Origin of the sequence: Aeromonas sp. S18(2024), assembly GCF_041402525.1 — a bacterium.
In the GTDB taxonomy this organism is placed as follows: Bacteria; Pseudomonadota; Gammaproteobacteria; order Enterobacterales; family Aeromonadaceae; genus Aeromonas; species Aeromonas enteropelogenes.
Genome location: NZ_JBGLQV010000007.1, coordinates 179,773 through 202,865 on the forward strand (window position 1 = coordinate 179,773; position 23,093 = coordinate 202,865).

A 23,093-nucleotide genomic window follows, 5' to 3' on the forward strand; every position below is an offset into this window, starting at 1 on the left:
TTGCCAAGCGGTGACGGTAAACGGATGATAACGGCGGGCCTTGCGCCCGCCGCTCTTCACTTAACGCAAAGAGGATTTCATATGGGCTCCATCTTCACTCGCTGGATGGCCATCATGCTGGCAGCCCTGCTGCTGCAGGGTTGCGGTTTTCATATGCGCGGCACCGGCATCCCGGCGGAGTTGATGACCATGAAGGTCGTGGGCGACAACAAGAGCGACTTCTACCGGCTGGTCACCACCCGTCTCAAGGCTGCGGGCGTCACTCTGGCCGACAAGGAGGGCATCCCGGTGCTGACTCTGGGCGGCATCGGCAGCTCCAGCCAGGTTGCCTCGGTCAACGCCCTGGGGGCCGATACCGAGTATGTGCTGGGCTTTAGCACCCGCTTCACCGTCGCGGTACCGGGCAAGCCGACTCAAGTCTTCCCCATCAACTTCAACCGCAGCTTCCTGAACAAGCCGGATGCGGCGCTGGCCTCCTCCCGCGAGCAGGAGCAGCTCAACCGCGAGATGCAGGAGCAGGCAGCCAGCCAGGTGATCCGTCAGTTGAGCCAGGTCAGCTTCTGATGCGGATCTACCCCGAGCAGTTTGGTGAACACCTCAAAGCAGGGCTTCGGCCCTGCTATCTCGTTTTTGGCGACGAGCCACTGCTGCGGCTGGAGGCGCTCGACGCCATCCGCCAGATCGCCCGCAAGCAGGGATTCGATGAACGCCACAGCTTCGTGGTCGAGCAGGGACTGGACTGGAATCAGGTCTACGACGCCTGCCAGGCCATGAGCCTCTTCTCCGCCCGCCAGATCATCGAGCTGGAGCTGCCCGCCAAGGTCGACAAGGATCTCGCCGCCCGCATCAGCGAGATCGGCAAACAGCTCCACCCCGACCTGTTGCTGGTGTTGAGCGGTGGTCGTCTCAACCAGACCCAGATGAAGGCTGCCTGGTTCGACAAGCTCTACCAGATCGGCACCTATGTGCCGGTCAACCATCCCGAGCCCAAGTTTTTCCCGCGCTGGATGAATGCCCGCTTCCAGCGTTTCGGTCTCAAGGCGCTGCCGGATGCCATCAACTTCATGTGTCACAGCTATGAGGGCAACCTGCTGGCCGCGAGCCAGGAGATAGAGAAGCTGACCCTGCTCTCGCCGCCCCAGCCCATCAGCGTCGCCTATCTGCAGGAGACCATCATCCGCCACGCCCACTTTACCCCGTTCCAGCTGGTCGATACCCTGCTGGAGGGCAAGGTGAACCGGGCCCAGCGGATCCTGGCGGCCCTGCGTGCCGAGGGCACCGAACCCGGCATGCTGGCCTGGACCCTGTGCCGCGAGCTGGAGCAGCTCACCGAGCTGTCGCTGGCCATGCGCAGTGGCCAGCCACTGGGGGAGCATTTCAGCCGTCTGCGTATCTGGCAGAGCCGTCAGCAGCTGATCCAGCAGGCGCTGACCCGGCTCCCCTTCGCCAAGCTGCAGCAGCTGTGGCAACTGATGGCACGGCTCGATGACGCCCAGCGCCGCTTCGACACCGAGCAAGCTTGGCTGATGCTGCAGACCCTGGCTCTCGGCTTTCGCGATGGCACCCCGTTGCCGCTGGCGATGGAGGAGAGTCCGTGCTGAAGGCTTCAATCGGCCCGCTGAAGGCTCCTGTCGGCCTGCTGGGGGGGACCTTCGATCCCATTCACATCGGCCACCTGAGACCCGCCATCGAGGCGCGCGATGCCTTGCGGCTCGAAGAGATCCGCCTGATCCCGAACCATATTCCGCCCCACAGGGCCCATCCCCTCTGCTCGAGCGAACAGCGTCTGGCCATGGTCAAGCTGGCGGCGGCGGAGAATCGCAGTTTCGTGGTGGATGAACGGGAGCTCAAGCGCGACACCCCCTCCTGGACCATTGATACACTGGTCGAGCTGAGGAACGAGCTGCCCGACACACCGCTCTGCTTTCTGATGGGGATGGATTCGCTGCTGAGCCTGGCAAGCTGGCATCGCTGGCAGGAGCTGCTCGATTATGCCCATCTGGTGGTGAGTTCACGCCCCGGCTGGCAGCCCGACTATCCCGCAGAGATCGCCGACTTACTGGCTCGCCACCAGACCACCCGGGTGCAGGCACTGCATCAGCGTCTGGCCGGCCATATCTGGCTGGCGGACAACCAGCCCGTCGAGCTGTCGTCCACCCGGCTGCGGGCACTGCTGGAAGCGGGGCAGGATGTCCGCTACCTCCTGCCCGAGTCGGTTGCACACTATATTGATCAACAGGGGCTCTACCGCGCCACCGGCCAGTAAGACCCTGTCGTAATCCCGTCTCAGCCCAATGGGGAAACGGGATTGACCATGATATAATCCGCCGCCCTCACGCCGTACGAGCGCGCCGGAATACAGGAGAGACTCATTGCAAGGCCAAGAACTGCACGCCTTTATCATCGACAAGATCGATGACATGAAAGGCCGCGATATCATCACCATCGATGTGCGCGGCAAATCCAGCATCACTGATACCATGATCATCTGCTCTGGCAACTCCAACCGTCACGTTTGCGCCATCGCCAGTCATCTGGCCAGCGAAGCCCGCCATGCCGGACTCGATCTGCTGAGCGTGGAAGGCCAGCTGAGCGGCGAATGGGTTCTGGTAGACATGGGGTCGGTGATCGTGCACGTGATGCAGGACGAATATCGCGACTTCTACCAACTGGAAAAACTGTGGGGCGGCGCCCCGATCCAGGCGTAAAGACCATGAAGATCCAGTTGATTGCGGTGGGCACCAAGATGCCTGCCTGGGTAGAACATGGCTTCGAAGAGTACCGTCGCCGTTTCCCGAAAGACATGCCGTTCGAGCTGGTGGAAATTGGCGCCGGCAAGCGCGGCAAGAATGCCGACATTCCCCGCATCCTGCAAAAAGAGGGGGAGGCCATGCTGGCGGCCGCCGGTCGCTCGCGCATCGTCACCCTGGATATCCCGGGCAAACCCTGGACCACAGAGCAACTGGCCAGCCAGCTCGAGGCGTGGAAACTGGACGGTCGCGACGTGGCCCTGCTGGTGGGCGGGCCCGAGGGATTGTCGCCCGAATGCAAGGCCGCGGCTGAGCAGAGCTGGTCCCTGTCACCGCTGACTCTGCCCCACCCGTTGGTGCGAGTTCTTGTAGCCGAGAGCCTCTACCGGGCCTGGAGCATCACCACCAATCACCCGTATCACAGGGAGTGATCCATGATGTCGTGGCCGATCGTCCCTGCTGCATTTGCGTACCACAGAGAGTGAACCATGCCGTTCTTGCTGTTATTGCCCCCCATGGAGTTGAGGTAGAGGCATGCTGAAACAACGCATCGAGATGCGCGATCACAGTGCCGAGGGCAATCTGTTCTTCCGGCGCACCCTGGTAGCCTACATCGGCATCATAGTGCTGATGCTGGTGCTGCTGGGCAATCTCTATTACCTGCAGGTCGAGTCCTACGACACCTATCAGACCCGCTCCAATGACAACCGGATCCGGGTCGTGCCGGTGGCGCCGCCCCGCGGCCTCATTTATGACGCCAACGGCGTGTTGCTGGCGGAGAACCGCCCCGTCTACAGCCTGGAAATCGTGCCGGAAGAGACCAAGGATCTGGCGAAGACCGCCGACGACCTCATCGCCCTGCTGAAGCTGCCGGAGGGAACCAAGGAGAAGTTCCTGGCCGAGGTGAAACGTCAGCGCCGCTTCAAGCCGGTGGCGCTGTACGAGAAGCTGACCGAGTATCAGGTAGCCCTCTTCTCGGTCAACCAGCACAACTACCCAGGCGCCAGCATCGAGGCCTACCTCAAGCGCTACTACCCGTTTGGCGATACCCTCACCCATGCCCTCGGCTATGTGGCCAAGATCAACACCCGCGACGTGGAACGCCTCGAAAAGGAGGAGAAGCTCGCCAACTATGCCGCCACCAAAGACATCGGCAAGCAGGGGGTGGAGAAATACTACGAGGACGATCTACACGGGGTGGCCGGCTATCAGGAAGTCGAGGTCAATAACCGCGGCCGGGTGGTGCGCACCCTCAAGTTCCAGCCGCCGATCCCGGGCAAGGACATCTACCTCAACATCGACATCCGGATGCAACTCAAGGCCCAGCAGCTGCTGGGAGGCCAGCGGGGAGCCATCGTCATGATGGATCCTTCCACCGGTGCCATCATCGCCATGGAGTCGAGCCCGAGCTATGACCCCAACCTGTTCGTGACCGGCATCTCCAGCGCCAACTACTCGGCGCTGCTCAACGATCCGGCCCGTCCCCTGGTAAACCGTACCACCCAGGGCATCTATGCCCCCGCCTCCACCGTCAAGCCCATGATGGCGGTGATGGGGCTCAACGAGGGGGCCATTACCCCCAACTATCGCTACTTCGGCGGCCCCAGCTTCTCCATTCCGGGCACCACCAAGAAGTTTCGCGACTGGCGCCGCTGGGGCCATGGTTGGCTCGACGTCTACCGCGCCATCGAGGTGTCGGCGGATACCTACTTCTACGATCTCGCCTACCGGGTCGGCATCGACAAGATCCACGACTACATGACCAAGTTCGGCTTCGGCCGCTACAGTGGCGTCGATCTCTATGAAGAGACCAAGGGTGTCATGCCGTCCCGCGACTGGAAGATGGCTCGCTGGCGCCAGCCCTGGTATCAGGGTGACACCATCTCCGTCGGCATCGGTCAGGGCTACTGGAGCGCTACGCCAATCCAGCTGGCCAAGGCGATCAGCATCCTGACCCAGAACGGTCACGACGTGACGCCTCACCTGTTGAAGCGCCTGACTTCAGCCACAGGCAACGAAGACGCCCCGGTCAACCAGAAGATGGCACTGCAGGTGAAAAACGACAGCTACTGGAAAGTGGCCCAGGACGGCATGTGGCGCGTCAACCATGGCCGCGAGGGCAGTGGTCGCCTCTCGTTTGCCAAAGCCCCCTACTCCTCGGGTGGCAAGTCGGGTACCGCCCAGGTGGTCGGCCTCAAGGAGAACCAGGTCTATAACATCAAAACCGTCAAGGCCGAGCATCGCGACAACGCGCTGTTCGTCGCCTATGCGCCGTTTGAAGCGCCCAAGGCGGTAGTCGCCCTGGTGCTGGAGAACTCGATTGGTGGCGGCGGTGGTCGAGCCGGTGCGCCTATCGCACGCCAGATGCTGGATGCCTATCTACTGCCGCCAGACCCCCAGCTGCCGCCATCACCGGTCAAGCAGCCCCAATCCGAAGAGGTCACCCCTCATGAGTAATTCTGCTCGCCAGCAGAGCATCTGGTACAAGCTGCATATCGACCTGCCGCTGTTTCTCGGCCTGCTGGCCGTGATGGCCCTCTCCATGGTGGTGCTCTACTCCGCCTCAGGTCAGGACATGGACTCCATCGTGCGCCAGCTGGTACGCGGCGGGATCGCCTTCGCCCTGATGATCGGTATGGCCCAGCTGCCCCCTTCCCTCTACGCCCGCTGGTCGGTGCCCCTGTTTGCTGTGGTGGTGCTGCTGCTCATCGCGGTGGACGTGTTCGGCCACATCGGCAAGGGGGCCCAGCGCTGGCTGGATCTCGGTTTTATGAAGTTCCAGCCGTCAGAGGTGATGAAGCTCTCCATGCCCATCATGGTGGCCGCCTGGCTCAGCCGCCACTCGCTGCCCCCCAAGCTCAGCCACGTGGCGATCGCCTTGGTCATGGTGCTGTTGCCGACCCTGCTGATCGCGGCCCAGCCCGATCTCGGCACCTCGATCCTGGTGGCCGCCTCCGGTTTCTTCGTCATCTTCCTGGCGGGACTGAGCTGGTGGCTGATCGGGCTGGCGGTGGTGATGGCACTGGCCTTCATGCCGGTGCTCTGGTTCTTCCTGATGCACGAATACCAGCGCCAGCGGGTACTGATGCTGCTCGACCCGGAAAAAGATCCCCTCGGGCGTGGCTATCACATCATCCAGTCCAAGATCGCCATCGGCTCCGGCGGCGTCTTCGGCAAGGGGTGGCTGCAGGGCACCCAGTCCCAGCTCGAATTTCTGCCCGAACGCCACACCGACTTTATCTTCGCTGTATTCAGCGAAGAGTTCGGCCTGGTAGGGGTCGCCCTGCTGCTGGTGCTCTACCTCTATGTCATCAGCCGCTGCCTGTTTATCTCGATGCAGGCCCAGAGCAGCTTCGAGCGTCTGCTTGGCGGCGCCCTGACCCTCACCTTCTTCGTCTATGTGTTCGTCAACATGGGCATGGTGAGCGGCATACTGCCGGTGGTGGGAGTACCTCTGCCGCTGGTGAGTTACGGTGGCACCTCCATGGTGACCCTGATGGCCGGTTTTGGCATACTGATGTCAATCCAGACTCATAGAAGGCTACTCGCCTGATGAGATGGGGTTGGGCACTGCTCTCCCTCTGGGCCATGACGGCCCAGGCCGGTGTGCCGCAGGAGCGTCTGGCGCAGCTCGCCGAGCAGCAACAGGTACCGCTGGCGGCGCTGCAGGCTGCCGCCAAGGAGGCCAAGCTGCGCCAAGAGGTGCTCGACACCATCAACCGTCCCTGGGAGGCCAAACCCTGGTATCGCTACCGGCCGCTGTTCGTGACTCAGGAGCGGATTGCCGACGGACTGCGCTTCTGGCAGCGCCATGCCGCCACCCTGAGCCGGGCCGAGCAGACCTACAAGGTGCCTGCGGCGCTCATCGTGGCCATCATAGGGGTCGAGACCTTCTACGGCCGACAGATGGGGCGTCATCCGGTACTGGACAGTCTCTATACCCTGGGTTTTCACTATCCGGCGCGGGCCGACTTCTTCGCCAAGGAGTTTGCCCAGCTGGTGCTGCTGGCCCGGGAAGAGGGCTGGCCGCTGGCGCGCCTCAAGGGCTCCTACGCCGGGGCCATGGGGATGGGGCAGTTCATGCCCTCCAGCTATCGTCACTACGGCGTCGATTTCGACGGTGACGGCAAACGGGATCTGTTTGCCAATCCGGCCGATGCCATCGGCAGCGTAGCCAACTACTTTGCCGAACATCAGTGGCGCTGGGGCGAGTCGGTGGTCGAACCGGCCCAGACCGGTTTGCTGGCGATCGAGCCCCTGCTGAGATCCGAGCCCGAGCTGACACAACAGTGGGCGGAACTGGCGGCGGCAGGCATCGAGCTTGCCACCCCGCCGGCCCCGCAGACGCCGGTCAAGTTGCTGGCGTTCGAACAAGCCGATGGACCGGAATACTGGGTCGCACGGCATAATTTTTATGTGATCACCCGCTACAATCGCAGCCCCCTCTATGCGATGGCGGTGTATCAACTTAGCCAAGCCATTCAGGAAGCGTATGCAACTTCGTCACAAACTCCTCCCGCTCAGCCTGAGCTTGTTGCTGGCCGCCTGTAGCAGCCAGCCGGAACAGAGCGCCCCGGTCGAACCGCAAGCACCGGTCAGCAAACCGCCCGTTATCGAGATACCGCAGGCCACCGGCGCCATTCCGCGCCCCGAGCCCCTGAGTACCAGCGGCAACCGGAACTACTGGATTGGCAAGCAGAAATACGAGGTATGGCGCGACATCAAGCACTACACCGAGGAGGGCACCGCCAGCTGGCTGGCCAAGGATCTGGACGGCAACAAGACCGCCAACGGCGACGTGCTGGACAGCAAGCTGTTCAGCGCCGCCCACCGCAACCTGCCGATCCCGAGCTATGTGCGGGTCACCAATCTGGACAACGGTCTGGAGACCATAGTGCGGGTCAATGACCGCGGTCCGTTTGACAGCAGCCGCCTCATCGACCTCTCCTACGCCGCCGCCGAGCAGCTGGACATGGTCCACACCGGCGAGGCCCGTGTGCGGCTTGAACTCATCAGCGACACGCCGGATCAGCGGGTGATCATGGAGCCGATGGCCCCGATGCTGCCGGCCGAGACACCGGCAGACACCCAGGTTGCCCCCTCGCCCAAGCCGGCCACACCGGCCACACCGGCCAGCAGCGCCAGCAGCGCCAGCAGCACCAGCAAGCCGGTTGCGGCCAAACAGGCTCAGCCCCAGGCGGCCAGTGGTCAGGGCAAGATGATCCAGGTGCTGGCAAGCGGCTCCCGGGAGCGAGCCGAGGCGATGGGCAAGGTAATGACCCAGCGCTACGGCGTGCCCTACCGGATCGACACCCATGGCGCCATCTTCCGGGTGCTGATAGGCCCGATCCCGGCCGACCAACAACTGAGCACACTGGAAAAAGTTCGCCAGGGTGGACTGGAACAGGCATTCATCGTGCCCTGATCCCCTCCAGATTGTGGGTCTATCTGCCGTAAAACCCGCTCATCACGTCGCTTTGTGGCGTGGTGAACGGAGCCGATGGATAAAAAACCAGAGTTGATCGCCACGTCGGACTATGACCGGCGGGTGCATCTGGTATAGTTAGGCCCGCATTCATTCCCCATCTGGCTCGCAGGAATTTCAAGATGTCCAAATTTGCCCGTTCCGTTATTCTGGCCTCTCTGATAAGCGCCACCGCTCAGGCCAACACGCCTGTCCCTACGCCGAACGCCAACCCTGTGGTCGTTCCCGCCGCGCCGGAGATCTCCGCCAAGGCCCATATTCTGATCGATTACTACTCGGGTCAGGTGCTGGCCGAGCAGAACGCCGAAGAGCGTCTGCCGCCCGCCAGTCTGACCAAGATGATGACTTCCTACATCATTGGCCAGGAGCTGGCCAAGGGGAACATCAAGCGCACCGACATGGTGACCATCAGCCAGAACGCCTGGTCCAAGAACTACGCCGACTCCTCCAAGATGTTCATCGAGGTGGGCAAACAGGTCTCCGTTGATGACCTCAACAAGGGCATCATCATCCAGTCCGGCAACGACGCCTGCGTCGCCATGGCCGAATTCCTGGCGGGCAGCACCGACTCCTTCGCCAGCCTGATGAACAGCTGGGCAGCCAAGCTCGGCATGAATGACAGCCACTTCGTGAACCCCCACGGTCTGGATGCGGAAGGCCACTACAGTACCGCTCACGACATGGCCCGTCTGGGTCAGGCACTGATCCGCGATCTGCCGGAGGAGTACAAGATCTACTCCCAAAAATCCTTCGTGTTCAACGGCATCACCCAGCACAACCGTAACCGCCTGCTGTGGGACCAGTCCCTGCAGGTGGATGGCATCAAGACAGGTCACGTCAGCCAGGTGGGCTATAACTTGGTCTCCTCCGCCACCAACAACGAAGGCATGCGCCTGATCGCCGTGGTGCTGGGTGCCAACAGCGAAGCTACCCGCGCGGCCGAGAGCAAAAAGCTGCTCACCTACGGTTTCCGTTTCTTCCAGAGCCTGACCCCGTACAAGGCTGGCACCGAGCTGGTCACCCAGAAGATCTGGATGGGTGACAAGTCCGAGGTAAAACTGGGCGTCGACCAGGATGTCTCCGTGCTGGTGACCCGCGGTCAGGGCAACAACCTCAAAGCTGACTTCCAGCTCGACAGCGAGCTCAAAGCTCCGCTGGCCAAGGGTCAGCGAGTCGGTACCGTGTTCCTCAAGCAGGGCGACAAGGAGATCAAGCAGGTTCCGCTGGTTGCCTTGGAAGAGGTGCAGGAAGGCGGTCTGATGAGCCGTCTGTGGGACTATCTGGTACTGCTGGTTTCCAGCTGGTTCAAGTAACAGGGACGCACAATCCTCACCCAACAGCGGCGCCAACAGGCGCCGCTGCTGTCTCTGGCCGTCAGGGCAGTGAATAACCCTGCAAACTGCAGGTTCCGCCACACCCCGATTTGTGGTAAAAAGCAGCACTCCCATTCTTGTCTGACCGCTCCGGGCCTTGATCCTGGCTAGGAGCGTGCCCATATAGACAGCAATGGCGGCCCCTAGGGGCCACCGGCAACTAGCCATCCAAGATGAAGTCGTCCCCGTGACGATGCAAAAGGTGAGTAAATGAATACCAAGTTTGATGAACTGCTGGAGTTTCCCTGCAAATTCCCGTTCAAGGTACTCGGCGTCGCCGATCCGGCGCTGCCGGACATGGTGGTGGAAGTGCTGCAGCAGCACGCCCCCGGTACTTACAGCCCGACCGTCCAGCCCAGCTCCAAGGGTAACTATCACTCGGTTCGAGTGACTGTCACCGCCCAGAGCAAGGAGCACATCGAGGCGATGTATACCGCCCTCGGCAAGATCGAGCTGGTGAAATACGTACTGTAACGTCTCTCTCGCCCCGTTCTGCGGGGCGACTGTTTTTGGCAGCAGCCTGCCGTGAGGAAGCCATGTCATCCCGGATCCCCGCCCAGCCCACGCTTATCGTCAGACATCTGGGCCGTCGTCCCTACCAACCGGTATGGGACGCCATGAAAGCCTTCACCGACAGCCGCACCGGCGAGACCCCGGACGAGTTCTGGGTGGTGGAGCACGATCCCGTCTACACCCAGGGGCAAGCCGGCAAGGCCGAACATCTGCTGAACCCGGGCAATATCCCGGTGGTACAGAGCGATCGCGGCGGCCAGATAACCTATCACGGTCCCGGCCAGCTGGTGCTCTATGTGCTGGTGGATGTGCGCCGTTGCAAGCTGACGGTGCGCGAACTGGTCACCGCGCTGGAGACCGCCATCATCAATACCCTGGCGAAAAGCGACATCACGGCCTATGCCAAAGCGGACGCCCCCGGTGTCTACGTGAAAAACGAGCTCGGCATGGAGGCCAAACTGGCTTCCCTCGGCCTGCGCATCCGCAAGGGGTGCTCGTTTCACGGGCTGGCCCTCAACATCAACATGGACATGACCCCCTTCCTGCACATCAATCCGTGCGGCTACGCGGGCATGGCCATGACCCAGACCAGCGCCCTGGGCGGCCCGCAAAGCGTGGCCGAGGCGCAATCCATTCTGGTGGCCGAACTGGCCAGCCTGATTGGCTATCAGACAATAACAAACACCGAGAGTGAATCATGAGCAAACCCGTTCGTATGGAGCCGGGCGTCAAGCTGCGCGATGGCGACAAGATGGCCCTGATCCCGGTGAAATTCATGCCGGATCCCAACGAAGAACTCCTTCGCAAACCGGACTGGATGCGGATCAAACTGCCCCCCTCCAGCCAGAAGATCGAGCACATCAAGAGCACCCTGCGCAAGAACAAGCTGCACTCGGTCTGTGAAGAGGCCTCCTGCCCCAACCTGGCGGAGTGCTTCAACCACGGCACGGCGACCTTCATGATCATGGGCGCCATCTGTACTCGTCGCTGCCCCTTCTGCGACGTGGCCCACGGCCGTCCGCTCCCGCTGGATCCGGAAGAGCCGAAGAAGCTGGCGCTCACCATCAAGGAGATGAACCTCAAGTACGTGGTGATCACCTCGGTGGATCGCGATGATCTGCGCGACGGCGGTGCCCAGCACTTCGCCGACTGCATCAAGCAGATCCGCGAGCACAGCCCGCAGACCCGCATCGAGATCCTGACCCCGGATTTCCGCGGTCGCATGGAGCAGGCCCTCGAGGTGTTCCGCGAGACCCCGCCGGATGTCTTCAACCACAACCTGGAAACCGCCCCGCGCATGTACCGGGTGGCCCGTCCGGGCGCCGACTACAAGTGGTCGCTGGAGCTGCTGCGCCGCATCAAGGAGATGCACCCGCACGTACCGACCAAGTCCGGTCTGATGATGGGCCTTGGCGAAACCAACGAAGAGATAGTCGAGGTGCTCAAGGATCTGCGCGAGCACGGCGTCAACATGCTGACTCTGGGCCAGTATCTGCAGCCGAGCCGCCACCACCTGCCGGTGAAGCGCTACGTGCCGCCCGCAGAGTTCGACGAGCTGAAAGACGTGGCGATGGAGCTCGGCTTCAGCCACGCCGCCTGCGGTCCCTTCGTGCGTTCCTCCTATCACGCCGATCTGCAGGCCAAGGGCGAAGAGGTCAAGTAACCTCATCCCTTGCCATCAAAAAGAGCGCCACAAGGCGCTCTTTTTGTATCTGTTTCTCGGCATTACCACTCATCGAACACGCCGCGCTGCCACCAGCGCTGCAGCTGGGCCAGCACCCGGGTCTCGCGCACAGTCCACTGCGGACAGGGGCCCGCCAGCTGGGTCTTGTTGGTCTGCAGCGCCTCTTCGATGGCGATCCAGCCGGGTACGAAACCGAGCCGGATCTCGTAGGGCTGGGGCTGCGGGGCCACCAGCGTCTCCCCGATCCGGCAGAGGTAATAGAGGGAACGGATACAGTAGGCATCGACGCCCTGCTCCCGGGCCGGCCGGTACTCGCGGGTCTCGCCGAGCAGGGGCCCCACCTCCAGCAGCTCGGCGCCGCACTCCTCTCGCAATTCGCGGGCCAGCGCCACGGCATGGCTCTCACCTGCCTCGACGCCGCCGCCCGGGAACATGAAGTCGCCATTGACCCGGGAGTGCACCAGCAGCAGTTCGTCATCTCGCGCCACCACGGCGCGCACCGTCAGGCGCTCCAGGTTGCTGCCATCGGTCGGCACCTGACCATGGACAAAGTCGATGGCAAAGGGGTCGGGCCAACAGGAAGTTTGTGTCTGTAACGTCATCATTGTCTCAAGGCCGGTAGTTGCCTTGCCGGATCTGCTCGACCAGCTCGGCGGCCCGCTTGTCGTAGGCTTCGAGATCGGTCTTGCTCAGGGTGTGATAGATGCCAAAGCGCGCGGTGGAGACCTCGGGAGAGCCTTTGAACGATTCGCTCACCTTGCCCCACAGGTAGGCCAGCCCATACTGCTTCTGACCCATGTAGAGGGTGCTGAGGGAGGTCAGCAGGCGGCTGTTGACCGTGTCCCCCTGCCGGTAGAGGGAGAGACCGTGCTGCAGGGTGTCGATCGCCTTGGCCGGATCGCTCTTGGCATAGATGCCCCCCAGCGCCAGCTGCAATTCGGGCTCCTCGAGCACCGGCTTGCCCTCGAGCGCCATGAACTGCTGGCGAGCCAGCTCGTTGGTGTTGTTGGTCCAGTGCCAGAGCAGCAGGTAGGGATCCTGGGAGTTGCGGGTCGCCACATCCAGCTGGGCCAGCTGTTCGCCGGCGGCCAGCATGCCTTCCACCCGCGGACTCTTGAGCTCCTTGGCATTCTTGTATTCGATGTTGGTGGAGCGCTCCGCGCACTTGAGGTAGCGCTCAAGGTTGCGAATCAGCTCGTATTTGCGGCGATCCGTCTCCTCCTCCTTGAGGTAGAAACGGCTGCGGATGATGTCGGTGCGCTCGTAGCGGCACCAGCCATCGTCCACCAGATCCTGACACAACTCGGGATGGTTGTTGCAAATGTTGTGCAGCCGATCGTCATTGCAGCCGGCGGCGGCAAACATGATCGGGAGCAGGATGAGTGTTGGGCGCATAGGCAGATCTGTCATGACTCACATCTGATTAATTACAATAGGAGCCTGATGCGGCCACCTCCGGCTAGCAAACCGGTTACATATCCATTACAATGCGCGCGCCACTCAAGGCCGCGACTGCAGAATAATATAACGAAATATACACCCCTACAGTGATCTGCATTCGACGATTTTCTATTTGCACCAACAACGTGAAATAAAGGATCTGGTTAATGACCCACGAGCACTACTTGCAAGCGTGGCAGGAGAGCCAGGAGCTCGCCGAAGCCATGCAACCCCTGATTGGTCGTCTCTATCGCCAGCAAGGGGTCGAGATCACCGTCTACGGACGTCCGCTGCAAAACGCCTCCACCATCGATATCCTCAAGGCCCACAGGGTCGTACGCCGCCACCAGGGCGCCCCCCTCCCCATCCAACAGAGCTTTCCCCTGCTGCAGGCCATCGTGGCCCTGAAACCGACCGTTGCCGAGATCGATCTGGGTAAACTGGCCGTTGGTTACTGGCAGGAACATCAGGATGAGGCGGGCATCGAGGACTATCTGAAAGCCAAACTGGCACCGGCCCTGGGCCGTGGTGAGGTTCCCCAGCCGACTGATGTAGTGCTCTACGGTTTTGGTCGTATCGGCCGCCTGCTGGCCCGCCTGCTGATCGAGCGTACCGGCGCCGCCAACTCCCTGCGCCTGCGCGCCATCGTGGTACGTGGCGGTCGTGACGGAGATCTGGAAAAACGCGCCAGCCTGCTGCGCCGCGACTCCGTCCACGGCCCCTTCAACGGTTCCATCGAAGTGGACGTGGAGCGCAGCGCAATCATCGCCAACGGCACCTACATCCAGGTGATCTACGCCAACAGCCCGGCCGATATCGATTACACCGCCTACGGCATCCAGAACGCCCTGATCATCGACAACACCGGCGTCTGGCGCGACGAGGCCGGCCTCAGTGAACACCTCAAGGCGCGCGGCGCCGGCAAGGTACTGCTGACCGCTCCCGGCAAGGGCGAGATGAAGAATGTGGTATTCGGGGTCAACCACGAGGTGATCACCCCGGAAGATCGCATCATCTCCGCCGCTTCCTGCACTACCAACGCCATCACCCCTGTGCTCAAGGTGATGCAGGAGAAATACGGCATCCGTCACGGCCACGTCGAGACGGTGCACTCCTACACCAACGATCAGAACCTGATCGACAACTATCACAAGGGCGAGCGCCGCGGTCGCAGCGCGGCCCTCAACATGGTGATGACCAGCACCGGCGCCGCCAAGGCGGTGGCCAAAGCGCTGCCCGAGCTCAAGGGCAAGCTGACCGGCAACGCCATCCGGGTGCCCACCCCCAACGTGTCTCTGGCCATCATCAACCTGTCCCTGGAGCAGGCCACCGATCGGGAGAGCCTCAACGCCTATCTGCAGCAGATGTCGCTGAGCTCGGCCCTGCATCGCCAGATTGACTTCAGTGCCAGCACCGAGCTGGTCTCCTCCGACATGGTGGGTTCCCGCTTCGCCGGCATCGTGGACTCCCAGGCCACCATCGCCGAAGGGGATCACTGCGTGCTCTACGTGTGGTATGACAACGAGTTCGGATACAGTTGTCAGGTAGTGCGGGTGATGGAGCAGATGGCCGGCGTAGTCCGTCAGGATCTACCTGCATAACCCGCCAGGATCTGCCCGCCCAAGCCCGGGTTCATGGCTCAATTTCAAGGAGAGGCCGGATGTCGTATCAACAAGGTGAGTTTCAACAAGCAATCAGGCAGATGCCCAAAGAGGTGTACGAGCGGCTCAAGACCGCGGTCGAGCTTGGCAAGTGGCCAGATGGCAAGCCGCTCACCGACGAACAGAAGGCCACCTCCCTGCAGGCCGTGATGGCCTGGCAGGCGATGCACCTTGAAAATCCCGAGCACATGAATATTGGCCGTGACGGCGAGATCGTGATGAAGAGCAAGAGCGAGCTCAAGCGCCAGTACCGCGACGAAGAAGAGATAGTGCGGGTCGACCTCAGCCACTGAGACTGACCCGACAAGTCGCTGCTGGCAGCGCACAACAAAGAGGGGAGCCATCATGGCTCCCCTCTTGTTTTATCCGCACCTTACCCGCTCATCAGGGGGTCAGTTCGCCACGCAGGGATTGCTGCATCAGCTCGCGAATGCGGTGGGAGGGCAAGCCCTGGCTCAGCAGGAAGTGCAGCTTGGTCAGTGCCGCCTCGGCGGTCATGTCGAAGCCCGAGATGACCCCGGCGCGGGAGAGGGCGTTGCCGGTGGCATAGCCCCCCATGTTGACCTTGCCGTGCAGACACTGGCTAAGGTTGACGATGATGACGCCGCGGGCCGAGGCCTCGGAGAGCAGCGCCAGCATGGTCGGATTCTGCGGTGCATTGCCGACCCCGAAGGAGAGCAGGATCAGCGCCTTCACCGGCTGCTGCAGGATATTGGCGATCACCTCGCTGGAGATACCCGGGTAGAGGGTCACCACCCCGATAGGCTGGGGGGTGATGTCGTGCAGCACCAGAGGCTGATCGGACGGCACCCCCAGCTCGCCCGCCTCCAGGGAGATGGCGATACCGGCATTGAGCAGCGGCGGATAATTCGGCGAGTCGAAGGCGTGGAAGCCGTCCGCATGCACCTTCTTGCTGCGATTGCCGCGATAGAGCTGGTTGTTGAAAAAGAGCGTCACCTCGTGGATCGGGTAGTTGGCCGCGATATAGAGGGCATTGAGCAGGTTCTGCTGGCCGTCGGAGCGCAGCTCGGCGAGCGGGATCTGGGAGCCGGTGATGATGACCGGCTTGTGCAGATCTTCGAGCATGAAGGAGAGCGCCGAGGCGGTGAACGACATGGTGTCGGTACCGTGCAGGATGACGAAACCGTCGTATTTCTCGTAGTTGTCGCGAATGTCCTCGGCGATGCGCTGCCAGTCCGCCGGGGTCATGTCGGAGGAGTCGATGAGGGGATCATATTCGTGAATATGGTAATCGGGCATCTCGGGCCGATGAAACTCGGGCATCCGCGCCAGACAATCTTCCATAAAGCCCGCCATCGGCACATAGCCGTGGTCGGAACGCTGCATCCCAATGGTGCCGCCTGTGTAGGCGATGTAGATGGACTTCTTCACACCCTCTCCTCTTGGTTGGCCGGATCAGTGGGCCGGAAACCGGCGGATTATATAGGGATAGCCCCTCTTCTTCACACCCCATCCGTCGCATCTTGTGATACCTGCCCAAGCACGATGGGGCGGCAAGGTGTGCCATATCCATTGTTATCCCTCAGTCAAACACACTGTTTTTCCCACGCCCGGGCTGGGTTTGACGGGCAGCAGGAGCCAACCATTTCGAACCTCAACACGCCCTACCCCATAGGTATTAAATCTCGAAAAAAGAACAAATAATGGTCAATAAGGCATGAAATATGGAATTAATAGGTGTTTTTTGCTACAGTCCGCCGGATTTTACCAAAATCTCATCTGGATGCCTGAGCATGTCAGGCCCGCACTGGCTCCATCTTCATGGAGCGGGGAACCTTTCCCCTTCTTTGCTGGCACGTTCGCCGCACTGTTTTTATCCCGGCTGAATCTGTGAGTCTTCACCACCGAAAGACACAGCCAATCAACATGGGAGTACTGAATGCTACAACTTGATTCCTACGCCACTCTTGTCGCCGCCACCCTGGTGTTGCTGCTTGGTCGTCTGCTGGTTACCCGCGTCGGGCTGCTGCGCACCTTCAACATCCCCAAACCGGTTGCCGGCGGCCTGGTGGTCGCCCTGGTACTGCTGTTGCTGCGCTCCACCCTGCAGATGGAGTTGCAATTCGACACCAGCCTGCAAACCCCGCTGATGCTGGCCTTCTTCGCCTCCATCGGCCTCTCCGCCGATCTGGGCAGCCTCAAGCGCGGCGGCAAGGCGGTGGTCACCTTCCTGATGGTGGTCACCGGCCTGCTGCTGGTACAAAACAGCCTGGGGGTGGGCCTGGCCACTCTGCTCGGTCTGGATCCCCACATGGGGCTGCTGGCCGGCTCCATCACCCTCTCCGGCGGCCACGGCACCGGAGCGGCCTGGAGCGCTACCTTCTCCGACAAGTACGGCGTGCAGTCTGCTGCCGAACTCGCCATCGCCTGCGCCACCTTCGGTCTGGTGCTGGGTGGCCTGATCGGCGGCCCGGTGGCCCGCTATCTGGTGAAGAAGGTGCAGGTGCCGGGCGAAGAGCACAACCAGGATGACGCGCCCCAGGGCTTCGAGATGCCCGACATGGAGCGCCCGCTCACCCCGTTTAGCGTGATTGAGACCCTGGCGCTCATCGCCATTAGCTTGAAAGGGGGCGAGCTGCTCTCCCTCTACCTCAAGGGCAGTGTCCTCGAGCTGCCGATCTTCGTCTGCGTGCTGTTCGTCGGCGTACTGCTGCGCAACGCCCTGACCCTGCTCAACTGGCATGAGGTGAGTGACCGCGAAGTCTCCCTGCTCGGCAACATCAGCCTGTCGCTGTTCCTGGCGATGGCGCTGATGAGCCTGAAGCTGTGGGATCTGGCCAGCCTGGCGCTGCCCATCTTCATCCTGCTGGCCGCCCAGACAGTGGCGATGGCGCTCTACGCCGTCTTCGTCACCTTCCGGGTCATGGGCAAAAACTACGATGCGGCCGTGCTGGCGGCGGGTCACTGCGGCTTTGGCCTGGGGGCGACTCCGACGGCCATTGCCAACATGCAGGCCATCACCCTGCGCTTCGGCCCTTCTCACCTGGCGTTTCTGGTGGTGCCCATGGTGGGGGCCTTCTTCATCGACATCATCAACGCCATGGTGATCAAGCTGTTTATGGCGCTGCCCTTCCTGTAAGCCCGACCAGACAGAACCATGATGACAAGAGCCCACCACAAGGTGGGCTCTCTGTTTTGGGCATCAATCTGCTTGGCAAAGTGCTGACCAAAGGCCAGCTATGCTGTCACCTGGCACATGGGCGTTAAGCGCAGGTTGCCGTTTCCCCCCTACTTCCCCTTTCCCAACCGCTGCGACCACGATAACGACCAATAAAAAGCCCCGCGATCATCGATCGCGGGGCTCGGTTGCAACGGGTTTGCCTGATTACAGGATAAAGGTCGCGACCTGCTGGTTCAGGTCGGTTGCCCGTCCCTTGAGTCCGGCGGCCTGATCTAGATCCCGCATGGCGGCGGCGGTGATCTCGTCGCTCACATCCTTGATGGCGGTGGTGTTCTGGGTGATCTCGCCGGTCACCTGGGTCTGCTCCTCGGCGGCAGTGGCAATCTGGCCCGCCATGTCGGAGATGAGGGAGACAGCCTGGGTGATCTCTTCGAGCGCGGCAGCGGCGGCATCGGCATCCTGCACGCTGTTGTCGGCCAGCCCCTGGCTGGTCTGCATCAGGCTCACGGCACGGGAGGTGGTCTGCTGCAGCGTCTCTATGGTGGACTGGATCTCCTGAGTGGAGTCCTGGGTACGGCGCGACAGCACCCGCACCTCGTCAGCCACCACGGCGAAGCCGCGACCCTGTTCACCGGCACGGGCCGCTTCGATGGCCGCGTTCAGGGCCAGCAGGTTGGTCTGCTCGGCGATGCCCTGGATGGTGGAGAGAATGCCGGAGATGGCCTGGGCGTGACGGCTCAGCTCGCCGATCACCTCGGTCGCCTGACCCACTTCATCGGCCAGACCGTTGATGGATTGACGAGTCTTGTTGACCAGCATCTTGCCCTGCTCGCTGCTCTGGGCCGACTGTTGGGCCGCGGCAGCGGTGCTCTCGGCGTTATTGGCGATCTCCTGGGTGGCGCTCGCCATCTCGGTCACCGCGGTGGCGACCATGGTCACCTCCTGCTGCTGGCGCTGCAGCTCTTCGACCGCCGCCTGGTTGGTCACCAGACTGCGCTCGGCATCGGCGTCCAGCTCGCTGGCCAGCTTGCGGATATTGCCGATCAGCTGGTGCTGGCTGCCGACGAAACGGTTGAAGCTGTTGGCCAGCTGACCGACCTCGTCATTGGTGTCAATCTTGATGCGCTGGGTCAGATCGCCGTTGCCGTCGGCGATGCGGGCCAGGGCCTGGGAGACCTTGGTGAGCGGGCCGAGCAGCAGGCTGACCAGCCAGGAGATGGCGAGGATGCTGCCCACCAGCACCAGCAGGGCCAGGCCAAGCTGGGTCATCAGCAGGGAGGAGAGCGGCGCCTCCAGGGTCGCCTTGTCCAGTACCAGTACCAGCTCCCAGTCGGTGTCCGGAATGTCTACCGCCCACAGCAGCTTGTCGCGTCCTTCGCCGTCGAAGTAGGCCGGCACCAGCTCGTGGCTGGCCTTGCTCTGCTCAATCAGGGCGTTGGTCAGATCGTTGTCGATCTCGGTGGCCGGCTTCATCGCCTTGGCGGCATCCTTGTAGGCGATGACGGTGCCATCCTTGTGCATCATGACGGCGAAACCGTCCGCCGGCAGAGTCATCTTGGTGACGTCTTCCACCAGGGAGGCGATGGAGAGATCGCCGCCAACCACACCGCCCTGGGCAGGTTGGGCCAGGGTCACAACCAGGATGTTGTAGGCCACGTCCAGATAGGGTTTGGTGACGATCATGCCCCCCTTGGCCATGGCTTCCTGATACCAGCCACGGGAGCGGGGGTCATAACCGTCACGGTTGATGGATGGGTCAGAGTCATTCATCTTGCCGCTGCTCTCGCCAAAATAGGTGAGCTGGAAGCGGCCGGAGACCTGTGCCTGCTGCAGGGCATTGAGGGGCTCGGCGCCAGCCTTGTTGCCAAGGGCCTGCACTACATCACGACGGGCAGCCAGCCAGTCGCTGATCCGTTCAGCCTGCTGGTTACCCAGACGCTGTACCTGCTCCTGACTGCCTTGCAACAGCAGCGACTTCTGGCTGCTGTAGCCTTGCCAGGAGAGCAAGGTGATCACCAGCGAGAGGGCGATCACCACCGATAACAGTATCTTTTGCTTGAGTGATAGATTTTTCATCATGGTTCTTCTTATGAGATCAGGAACAGGATTTCCCAAAAAGTGCATGGCACCCGTATGTTATAGCGACGTTATTAGCCAGAACTGAACCCTTATTCCGGGTTGCGGGCGGTATTTTCTACTGGAGTGGGGAAAACTGCACCAGAAATTGCCTACAGGGCACGCACAAGGACAGGCGGCCCTGTTTATTCCTTCCACAATTGGCTAGAATGACCCGTTTTCAAATCACATCGATCCTGAGAGTTTTCACGATGTTCGAAGTTAATCCTGTATTGAACAAACTTAAGGAGCTGTCTGAGCGGACCGAGCTTCTTAGGGGGTACCTTTGACTATGACGCCAAGAAAGAGCGTCTGGAAGAGGTAAACGCCGAGCTGGAACAGCCCGACGTCTGGAATGAGCCGGAGCGCGCACAGGCGCTCGGCAAAGAGCGCGTCGCGCTGGAAAACGTGGTTGGCACCATCGATACCCTGACTCAGGGCGTGGAAGATGTCGAGATGCTGGTCAGCTTGGCCGTGGAAGGGGAAGATGAAGAGACCTTCAACGAAGCCATCGCCGAAGCCGAGCAGCTGGAAGCCAAGCTGGTGGAGCTGGAGTTCCGCCGCATGTTCTCCGGCCAGCACGACGGTTCCGACTGCTATATCGACATTCAATCCGGCTCCGGTGGTACCGAAGCACAGGATTGGGCCAACATGGTGCTGCGCATGTACCTGCGCTGGGGCGATGCTCACGGCTACAAGCCGGAGCTCATCGAATGCTCCGAGGGTGACGTGGCCGGCATCAAGTCCGCCACCATCAAGTTCACCGGCGAATACGCCTTCGGCTGGCTGCGCACCGAAACCGGCGTGCACCGTCTGGTTCGCAAATCCCCGTTCGATTCCGGCGGCCGTCGCCACACCTCGTTCTGCTCCGTGTTCGTCTATCCCGAAATCGACGACGATATCGAAATCGATATCAACCCGGCCGATCTGCGTATCGACGTATACCGCGCCTCCGGTGCCGGCGGTCAGCACGTTAACCGGACTGAATCCGCGGTGCGTATCACCCACGTCCCGACCGGTGTCGTGGTACAGTGCCAGAACGACCGTTCCCAGCACAAAAACAAAGATCAGTGTATGAAGCAGCTGAAAGCCAAGCTCTACGAGCTGGAAATTCAGAAGCAAAACGCTGAGAAACAAGCCCTGGAAGAGACCAAGTCCGATATCGGTTGGGGCAGCCAGATCCGCTCTTACGTGCTGGATGACTCCCGTATCAAGGATCTGCGCACCGGCGTCGAAACCCGTAATACCCAATCGGTGCTCGACGGTGACTTGGACAAGTTTATCGAAGCCAGCCTGAAATCAGGTCTGTAAACAAGCAGGAATCACCATGTCTGAACAAACCACTACTCCGGAAGTCGACCAAACTCTCGAACTCAACAATGAGATGACAGAGCGTCGTTCCAAGCTGGCCGCCCTGCGCGCCCAGGGCAATCCCTTCCCCAACGACTTTCGTCGTGACAGCCTCTCCGGCGATCTGCAGGCAGAGTTTGGCGACAAAAGCGCCGAGGAGCTGACTGCCCTGGGTAAACGGGTGAAGATTGCCGGTCGTATCATGACCCGCCGGATCATGGGCAAGGCATCCTTCGCGACCCTGCAGGACATGGCTGGCAAGATCCAGGTCTATGTGACTCGTGACGACCTGCCGGAAGGCTTCTACAACGAGCAGTTCAAGAAGTGGGATCTGGGTGACATCGTCGGTGTCGAAGGCACCCTGTTCAAGACCCAGACCGGCGAGCTGTCCGTGCACGTCTCCGACATCCGCCTGCTGACCAAGGCACTGCGCCCGCTGCCCGAGAAGCACAAGGGTCTGACCGACCAGGAAGCCCGCTGCCGTCAGCGTTACCTGGATCTGATCGCCAACGAAGAGTCCCGCAAGACCTTCGTGACCCGTACCAAGGTCGTGGCCGGTATCCGCAAATTCCTGAACGACAAGCGCTTCATGGAAGTGGAAACCCCCATGATGCAGGTCATCCCGGGTGGCGCCTCTGCCCGTCCCTTCATCACCCACCACAATGCGCTGGACATCGACATGTACCTGCGTATCGCTCCGGAACTCTATCTGAAGCGTCTGGTGGTCGGTGGATTCGAGCGTGTCTACGAGATCAACCGCAACTTCCGTAACGAAGGTATCTCCGTTCGCCATAACCCCGAGTTCACCATGCTCGAGTTCTATATGGCCTACGCCGACTACATAGATCTGATGGATCTCACCGAAGAGATGCTGCGCACCCTGGCGCAGGACATCCTGGGCGACACCAAAATCCGCTACGCCAAAGAGGGCGAAGAGGGCCTGACCATCGACTTTGGTCAGCCGTTCCAGCGCCTCTCCATGGTGGACTCCATCCTGAAGTACAACCCGGCTGTGACCCGCGATGATCTGGCCACCCTGGAGAAGGCCACCGCCGTCGCCAAGGGCCTGAAGATCGAGCTGATGAAGAGCTGGGAGCTGGGCCACGTGATCACCGCGATCTTCGAAGAGACCGTGGAGCACATGCTGCTGCAACCGACCTTCATCACCGAGTACCCGGCCGCCGTTTCTCCGCTGGCCCGTCGCAACGACCAGAACCCGGACGTGACCGACCGTTTCGAATTCTTCATCGGTGGCCGCGAGCTGGCCAACGGCTTCTCCGAGCTGAACGATGCAGAAGATCAGGCCGAGCGCTTCCAGGCTCAGGTTGACCAGAAAGCCGCAGGCGATGACGAAGCCATGTTCTACGACGCCGACTTCGTGACTGCGCTGGAACACGGTCTGCCGCCGACTGCCGGTCAGGGTATCGGTATCGACCGTCTGGTGATGCTGTTCACCAACAGCCACACCATCCGCGACGTCATCCTGTTCCCGGCCTTGCGTCCACAAAAGTAAGAACCGCAGAAATAAGGCCGTAGCAGCACTGCTGCCGTCCATGGCAATCAAAACGCCCCGCAACTGC

At 61.4% G+C, this 23,093-nt stretch carries 22 protein-coding genes; 18 read left to right on the plus strand and 4 right to left on the minus strand.

Going from position 1 to position 23,093, the window contains the following annotated elements; all coding sequences use genetic code 11:
- The first annotated feature begins 81 nt into the window (after positions 1-81).
- The 13 genes from lptE (at position 82) to lipA (ending at position 11,784) form a co-directional block, all read left to right on the plus strand.
- A complete protein-coding gene (lptE, locus tag ACB034_RS13720; RefSeq protein ID WP_042025723.1) occupies positions 82-564 on the plus strand; it encodes an LPS assembly lipoprotein LptE in 483 nt (160 codons plus the stop codon).
- Entirely contained in the window at positions 564-1,601 is a 1,038-nt protein-coding gene (gene holA, locus ACB034_RS13725; protein WP_201940449.1) for a DNA polymerase III subunit delta, read from the plus strand. The genes lptE and holA overlap by 1 nt, the downstream gene beginning before the upstream one ends.
- Positions 1,598-2,266, plus strand: coding sequence for a nicotinate-nucleotide adenylyltransferase (gene nadD / locus ACB034_RS13730; RefSeq protein ID WP_234924530.1), 669 nt, complete (start codon positions 1,598-1,600; stop codon positions 2,264-2,266). Before holA ends, nadD begins: the two co-directional genes overlap by 4 nt.
- Before the next feature lie 106 nt (positions 2,267-2,372).
- The gene (gene rsfS, locus ACB034_RS13735; RefSeq protein WP_026456714.1) at positions 2,373-2,708 is read left to right on the plus strand and encodes a ribosome silencing factor; all 336 of its coding nucleotides are present in this window, start codon (positions 2,373-2,375) and stop codon (positions 2,706-2,708) included.
- A 5-nt stretch (positions 2,709-2,713) separates the two neighbouring features.
- On the plus strand, positions 2,714-3,181 hold the full coding sequence (rlmH, locus tag ACB034_RS13740) for a 23S rRNA (pseudouridine(1915)-N(3))-methyltransferase RlmH (RefSeq protein WP_026456715.1): 468 nt from the start codon (positions 2,714-2,716) through the stop codon (positions 3,179-3,181).
- A gap of 103 nt (positions 3,182-3,284) precedes the next feature.
- A complete protein-coding gene (gene mrdA / locus ACB034_RS13745; RefSeq protein WP_026456716.1) occupies positions 3,285-5,207 on the plus strand; it encodes a penicillin-binding protein 2 in 1,923 nt (640 codons plus the stop codon).
- Positions 5,200-6,303: a rod shape-determining protein RodA gene (rodA, locus tag ACB034_RS13750; RefSeq protein ID WP_371173050.1), complete on the plus strand. Its 1,104-nt coding sequence runs from the start codon at positions 5,200-5,202 to the stop codon at positions 6,301-6,303. The genes mrdA and rodA overlap by 8 nt, the downstream gene beginning before the upstream one ends.
- Positions 6,303-7,301 (plus strand): lytic murein transglycosylase B, encoded by a 999-nt coding sequence (mltB, locus tag ACB034_RS13755; protein ID WP_371173051.1) that lies wholly within the window; start codon positions 6,303-6,305, stop codon positions 7,299-7,301. The genes rodA and mltB overlap by 1 nt, the downstream gene beginning before the upstream one ends.
- Entirely contained in the window at positions 7,243-8,175 is a 933-nt protein-coding gene (locus ACB034_RS13760; protein ID WP_371173052.1) for a septal ring lytic transglycosylase RlpA family protein, read from the plus strand. Before mltB ends, ACB034_RS13760 begins: the two co-directional genes overlap by 59 nt.
- Before the next feature lie 182 nt (positions 8,176-8,357).
- The gene (locus tag ACB034_RS13765) at positions 8,358-9,548 is read left to right on the plus strand and encodes a D-alanyl-D-alanine carboxypeptidase family protein (RefSeq protein ID WP_042025733.1); all 1,191 of its coding nucleotides are present in this window, start codon (positions 8,358-8,360) and stop codon (positions 9,546-9,548) included.
- A 270-nt stretch (positions 9,549-9,818) separates the two neighbouring features.
- On the plus strand, positions 9,819-10,082 hold the full coding sequence (gene ybeD, locus ACB034_RS13770; protein WP_026457356.1) for a DUF493 family protein YbeD: 264 nt from the start codon (positions 9,819-9,821) through the stop codon (positions 10,080-10,082).
- Between the two features lie 62 nt (positions 10,083-10,144).
- Complete coding sequence (lipB, locus tag ACB034_RS13775; protein WP_026457355.1) at positions 10,145-10,822, plus strand: lipoyl(octanoyl) transferase LipB; 678 nt, start codon at positions 10,145-10,147, stop codon at positions 10,820-10,822.
- Complete coding sequence (gene lipA, locus ACB034_RS13780; protein ID WP_042025734.1) at positions 10,819-11,784, plus strand: lipoyl synthase; 966 nt, start codon at positions 10,819-10,821, stop codon at positions 11,782-11,784. Before lipB ends, lipA begins: the two co-directional genes overlap by 4 nt.
- 62 nt (positions 11,785-11,846) lie before the next feature.
- Here the strand turns inward: lipA and ACB034_RS13785 are convergent, their stop codons facing one another.
- Both ACB034_RS13785 and ACB034_RS13790 read right to left on the minus strand, forming a co-directional pair.
- Positions 11,847-12,407: an NUDIX domain-containing protein gene (locus ACB034_RS13785; RefSeq protein WP_371173053.1), complete on the minus strand. Its 561-nt coding sequence runs from the start codon at positions 12,405-12,407 to the stop codon at positions 11,847-11,849.
- Positions 12,408-12,414: 7 nt separating this feature from the next.
- Positions 12,415-13,215 carry a DUF2989 domain-containing protein gene (locus ACB034_RS13790; RefSeq protein ID WP_371173054.1) on the minus strand — a complete coding sequence of 267 codons (801 nt, stop codon included), beginning with the start codon at positions 13,213-13,215 and terminating at the stop codon, positions 12,415-12,417.
- Positions 13,216-13,412: 197 nt separating this feature from the next.
- On the opposite strand from ACB034_RS13790, the gene ACB034_RS13795 reads away from it, so the two are divergent.
- Positions 13,413-14,846: a glyceraldehyde-3-phosphate dehydrogenase gene (locus tag ACB034_RS13795; protein ID WP_042072347.1), complete on the plus strand. Its 1,434-nt coding sequence runs from the start codon at positions 13,413-13,415 to the stop codon at positions 14,844-14,846.
- A 59-nt stretch (positions 14,847-14,905) separates the two neighbouring features.
- Positions 14,906-15,199, plus strand: a complete 294-nt coding sequence (locus tag ACB034_RS13800) for a YeaC family protein (RefSeq protein WP_026457591.1) — start codon at positions 14,906-14,908, stop codon at positions 15,197-15,199.
- 91 nt (positions 15,200-15,290) lie between these two features.
- On the opposite strand, the gene ansA is transcribed toward ACB034_RS13800, so the two are convergent.
- The gene (gene ansA / locus ACB034_RS13805; protein WP_042025741.1) at positions 15,291-16,298 is read right to left on the minus strand and encodes an asparaginase; all 1,008 of its coding nucleotides are present in this window, start codon (positions 16,296-16,298) and stop codon (positions 15,291-15,293) included.
- A 508-nt stretch (positions 16,299-16,806) separates the two neighbouring features.
- On the opposite strand from ansA, the gene gltS reads away from it, so the two are divergent.
- Complete coding sequence (gltS, locus tag ACB034_RS13810; protein ID WP_026457592.1) at positions 16,807-18,006, plus strand: sodium/glutamate symporter; 1,200 nt, start codon at positions 16,807-16,809, stop codon at positions 18,004-18,006.
- Positions 18,007-18,252: 246 nt separating this feature from the next.
- Here the strand turns inward: gltS and ACB034_RS13815 are convergent, their stop codons facing one another.
- A complete protein-coding gene (locus tag ACB034_RS13815) occupies positions 18,253-20,124 on the minus strand; it encodes a methyl-accepting chemotaxis protein (protein WP_042072348.1) in 1,872 nt (623 codons plus the stop codon).
- A 251-nt stretch (positions 20,125-20,375) separates the two neighbouring features.
- Here ACB034_RS13815 and prfB point away from each other — a divergent pair.
- A protein-coding gene (gene prfB, locus ACB034_RS13820; RefSeq protein ID WP_124239217.1) for a peptide chain release factor 2 occupies positions 20,376-21,474 on the plus strand; the annotation gives its coding sequence in 2 pieces (ribosomal slippage) (positions 20,376-20,450 and positions 20,452-21,474; 1,098 coding nt in all).
- Positions 21,475-21,490: 16 nt separating this feature from the next.
- A complete protein-coding gene (gene lysS / locus ACB034_RS13825; RefSeq protein WP_268855137.1) occupies positions 21,491-23,026 on the plus strand; it encodes a lysine--tRNA ligase in 1,536 nt (511 codons plus the stop codon).
- Positions 23,027-23,093 lie beyond the last annotated feature (67 nt).

Coding starts and splice junctions, on each gene's coding strand:
- lptE (WP_042025723.1), top strand. CDS start 82: ATGGGCTCCATCTTCACTCGCTGGATGGCCATCATGCTGGCAGCCCTG.
- holA (WP_201940449.1), top strand. CDS start 564: ATGCGGATCTACCCCGAGCAGTTTGGTGAACACCTCAAAGCAGGGCTT.
- rlmH (WP_026456715.1), top strand. CDS start 2,714: ATGAAGATCCAGTTGATTGCGGTGGGCACCAAGATGCCTGCCTGGGTA.
- mrdA (WP_026456716.1), top strand. CDS start 3,285: ATGCTGAAACAACGCATCGAGATGCGCGATCACAGTGCCGAGGGCAAT.
- rodA (WP_371173050.1), top strand. CDS start 5,200: ATGAGTAATTCTGCTCGCCAGCAGAGCATCTGGTACAAGCTGCATATC.
- mltB (WP_371173051.1), top strand. CDS start 6,303: ATGAGATGGGGTTGGGCACTGCTCTCCCTCTGGGCCATGACGGCCCAG.
- ACB034_RS13760 (WP_371173052.1), top strand. CDS start 7,243: ATGCAACTTCGTCACAAACTCCTCCCGCTCAGCCTGAGCTTGTTGCTG.
- ACB034_RS13765 (WP_042025733.1), top strand. CDS start 8,358: ATGTCCAAATTTGCCCGTTCCGTTATTCTGGCCTCTCTGATAAGCGCC.
- ybeD (WP_026457356.1), top strand. CDS start 9,819: ATGAATACCAAGTTTGATGAACTGCTGGAGTTTCCCTGCAAATTCCCG.
- lipB (WP_026457355.1), top strand. CDS start 10,145: ATGTCATCCCGGATCCCCGCCCAGCCCACGCTTATCGTCAGACATCTG.
- lipA (WP_042025734.1), top strand. CDS start 10,819: ATGAGCAAACCCGTTCGTATGGAGCCGGGCGTCAAGCTGCGCGATGGC.
- ACB034_RS13785 (WP_371173053.1), bottom strand. CDS start 12,407: ATGACGTTACAGACACAAACTTCCTGTTGGCCCGACCCCTTTGCCATC.
- ACB034_RS13790 (WP_371173054.1), bottom strand. CDS start 13,215: ATGACAGATCTGCCTATGCGCCCAACACTCATCCTGCTCCCGATCATG.
- ACB034_RS13795 (WP_042072347.1), top strand. CDS start 13,413: ATGACCCACGAGCACTACTTGCAAGCGTGGCAGGAGAGCCAGGAGCTC.
- ACB034_RS13800 (WP_026457591.1), top strand. CDS start 14,906: ATGTCGTATCAACAAGGTGAGTTTCAACAAGCAATCAGGCAGATGCCC.
- gltS (WP_026457592.1), top strand. CDS start 16,807: ATGCTACAACTTGATTCCTACGCCACTCTTGTCGCCGCCACCCTGGTG.
- ACB034_RS13815 (WP_042072348.1), bottom strand. CDS start 20,124: ATGAAAAATCTATCACTCAAGCAAAAGATACTGTTATCGGTGGTGATC.
- lysS (WP_268855137.1), top strand. CDS start 21,491: ATGTCTGAACAAACCACTACTCCGGAAGTCGACCAAACTCTCGAACTC.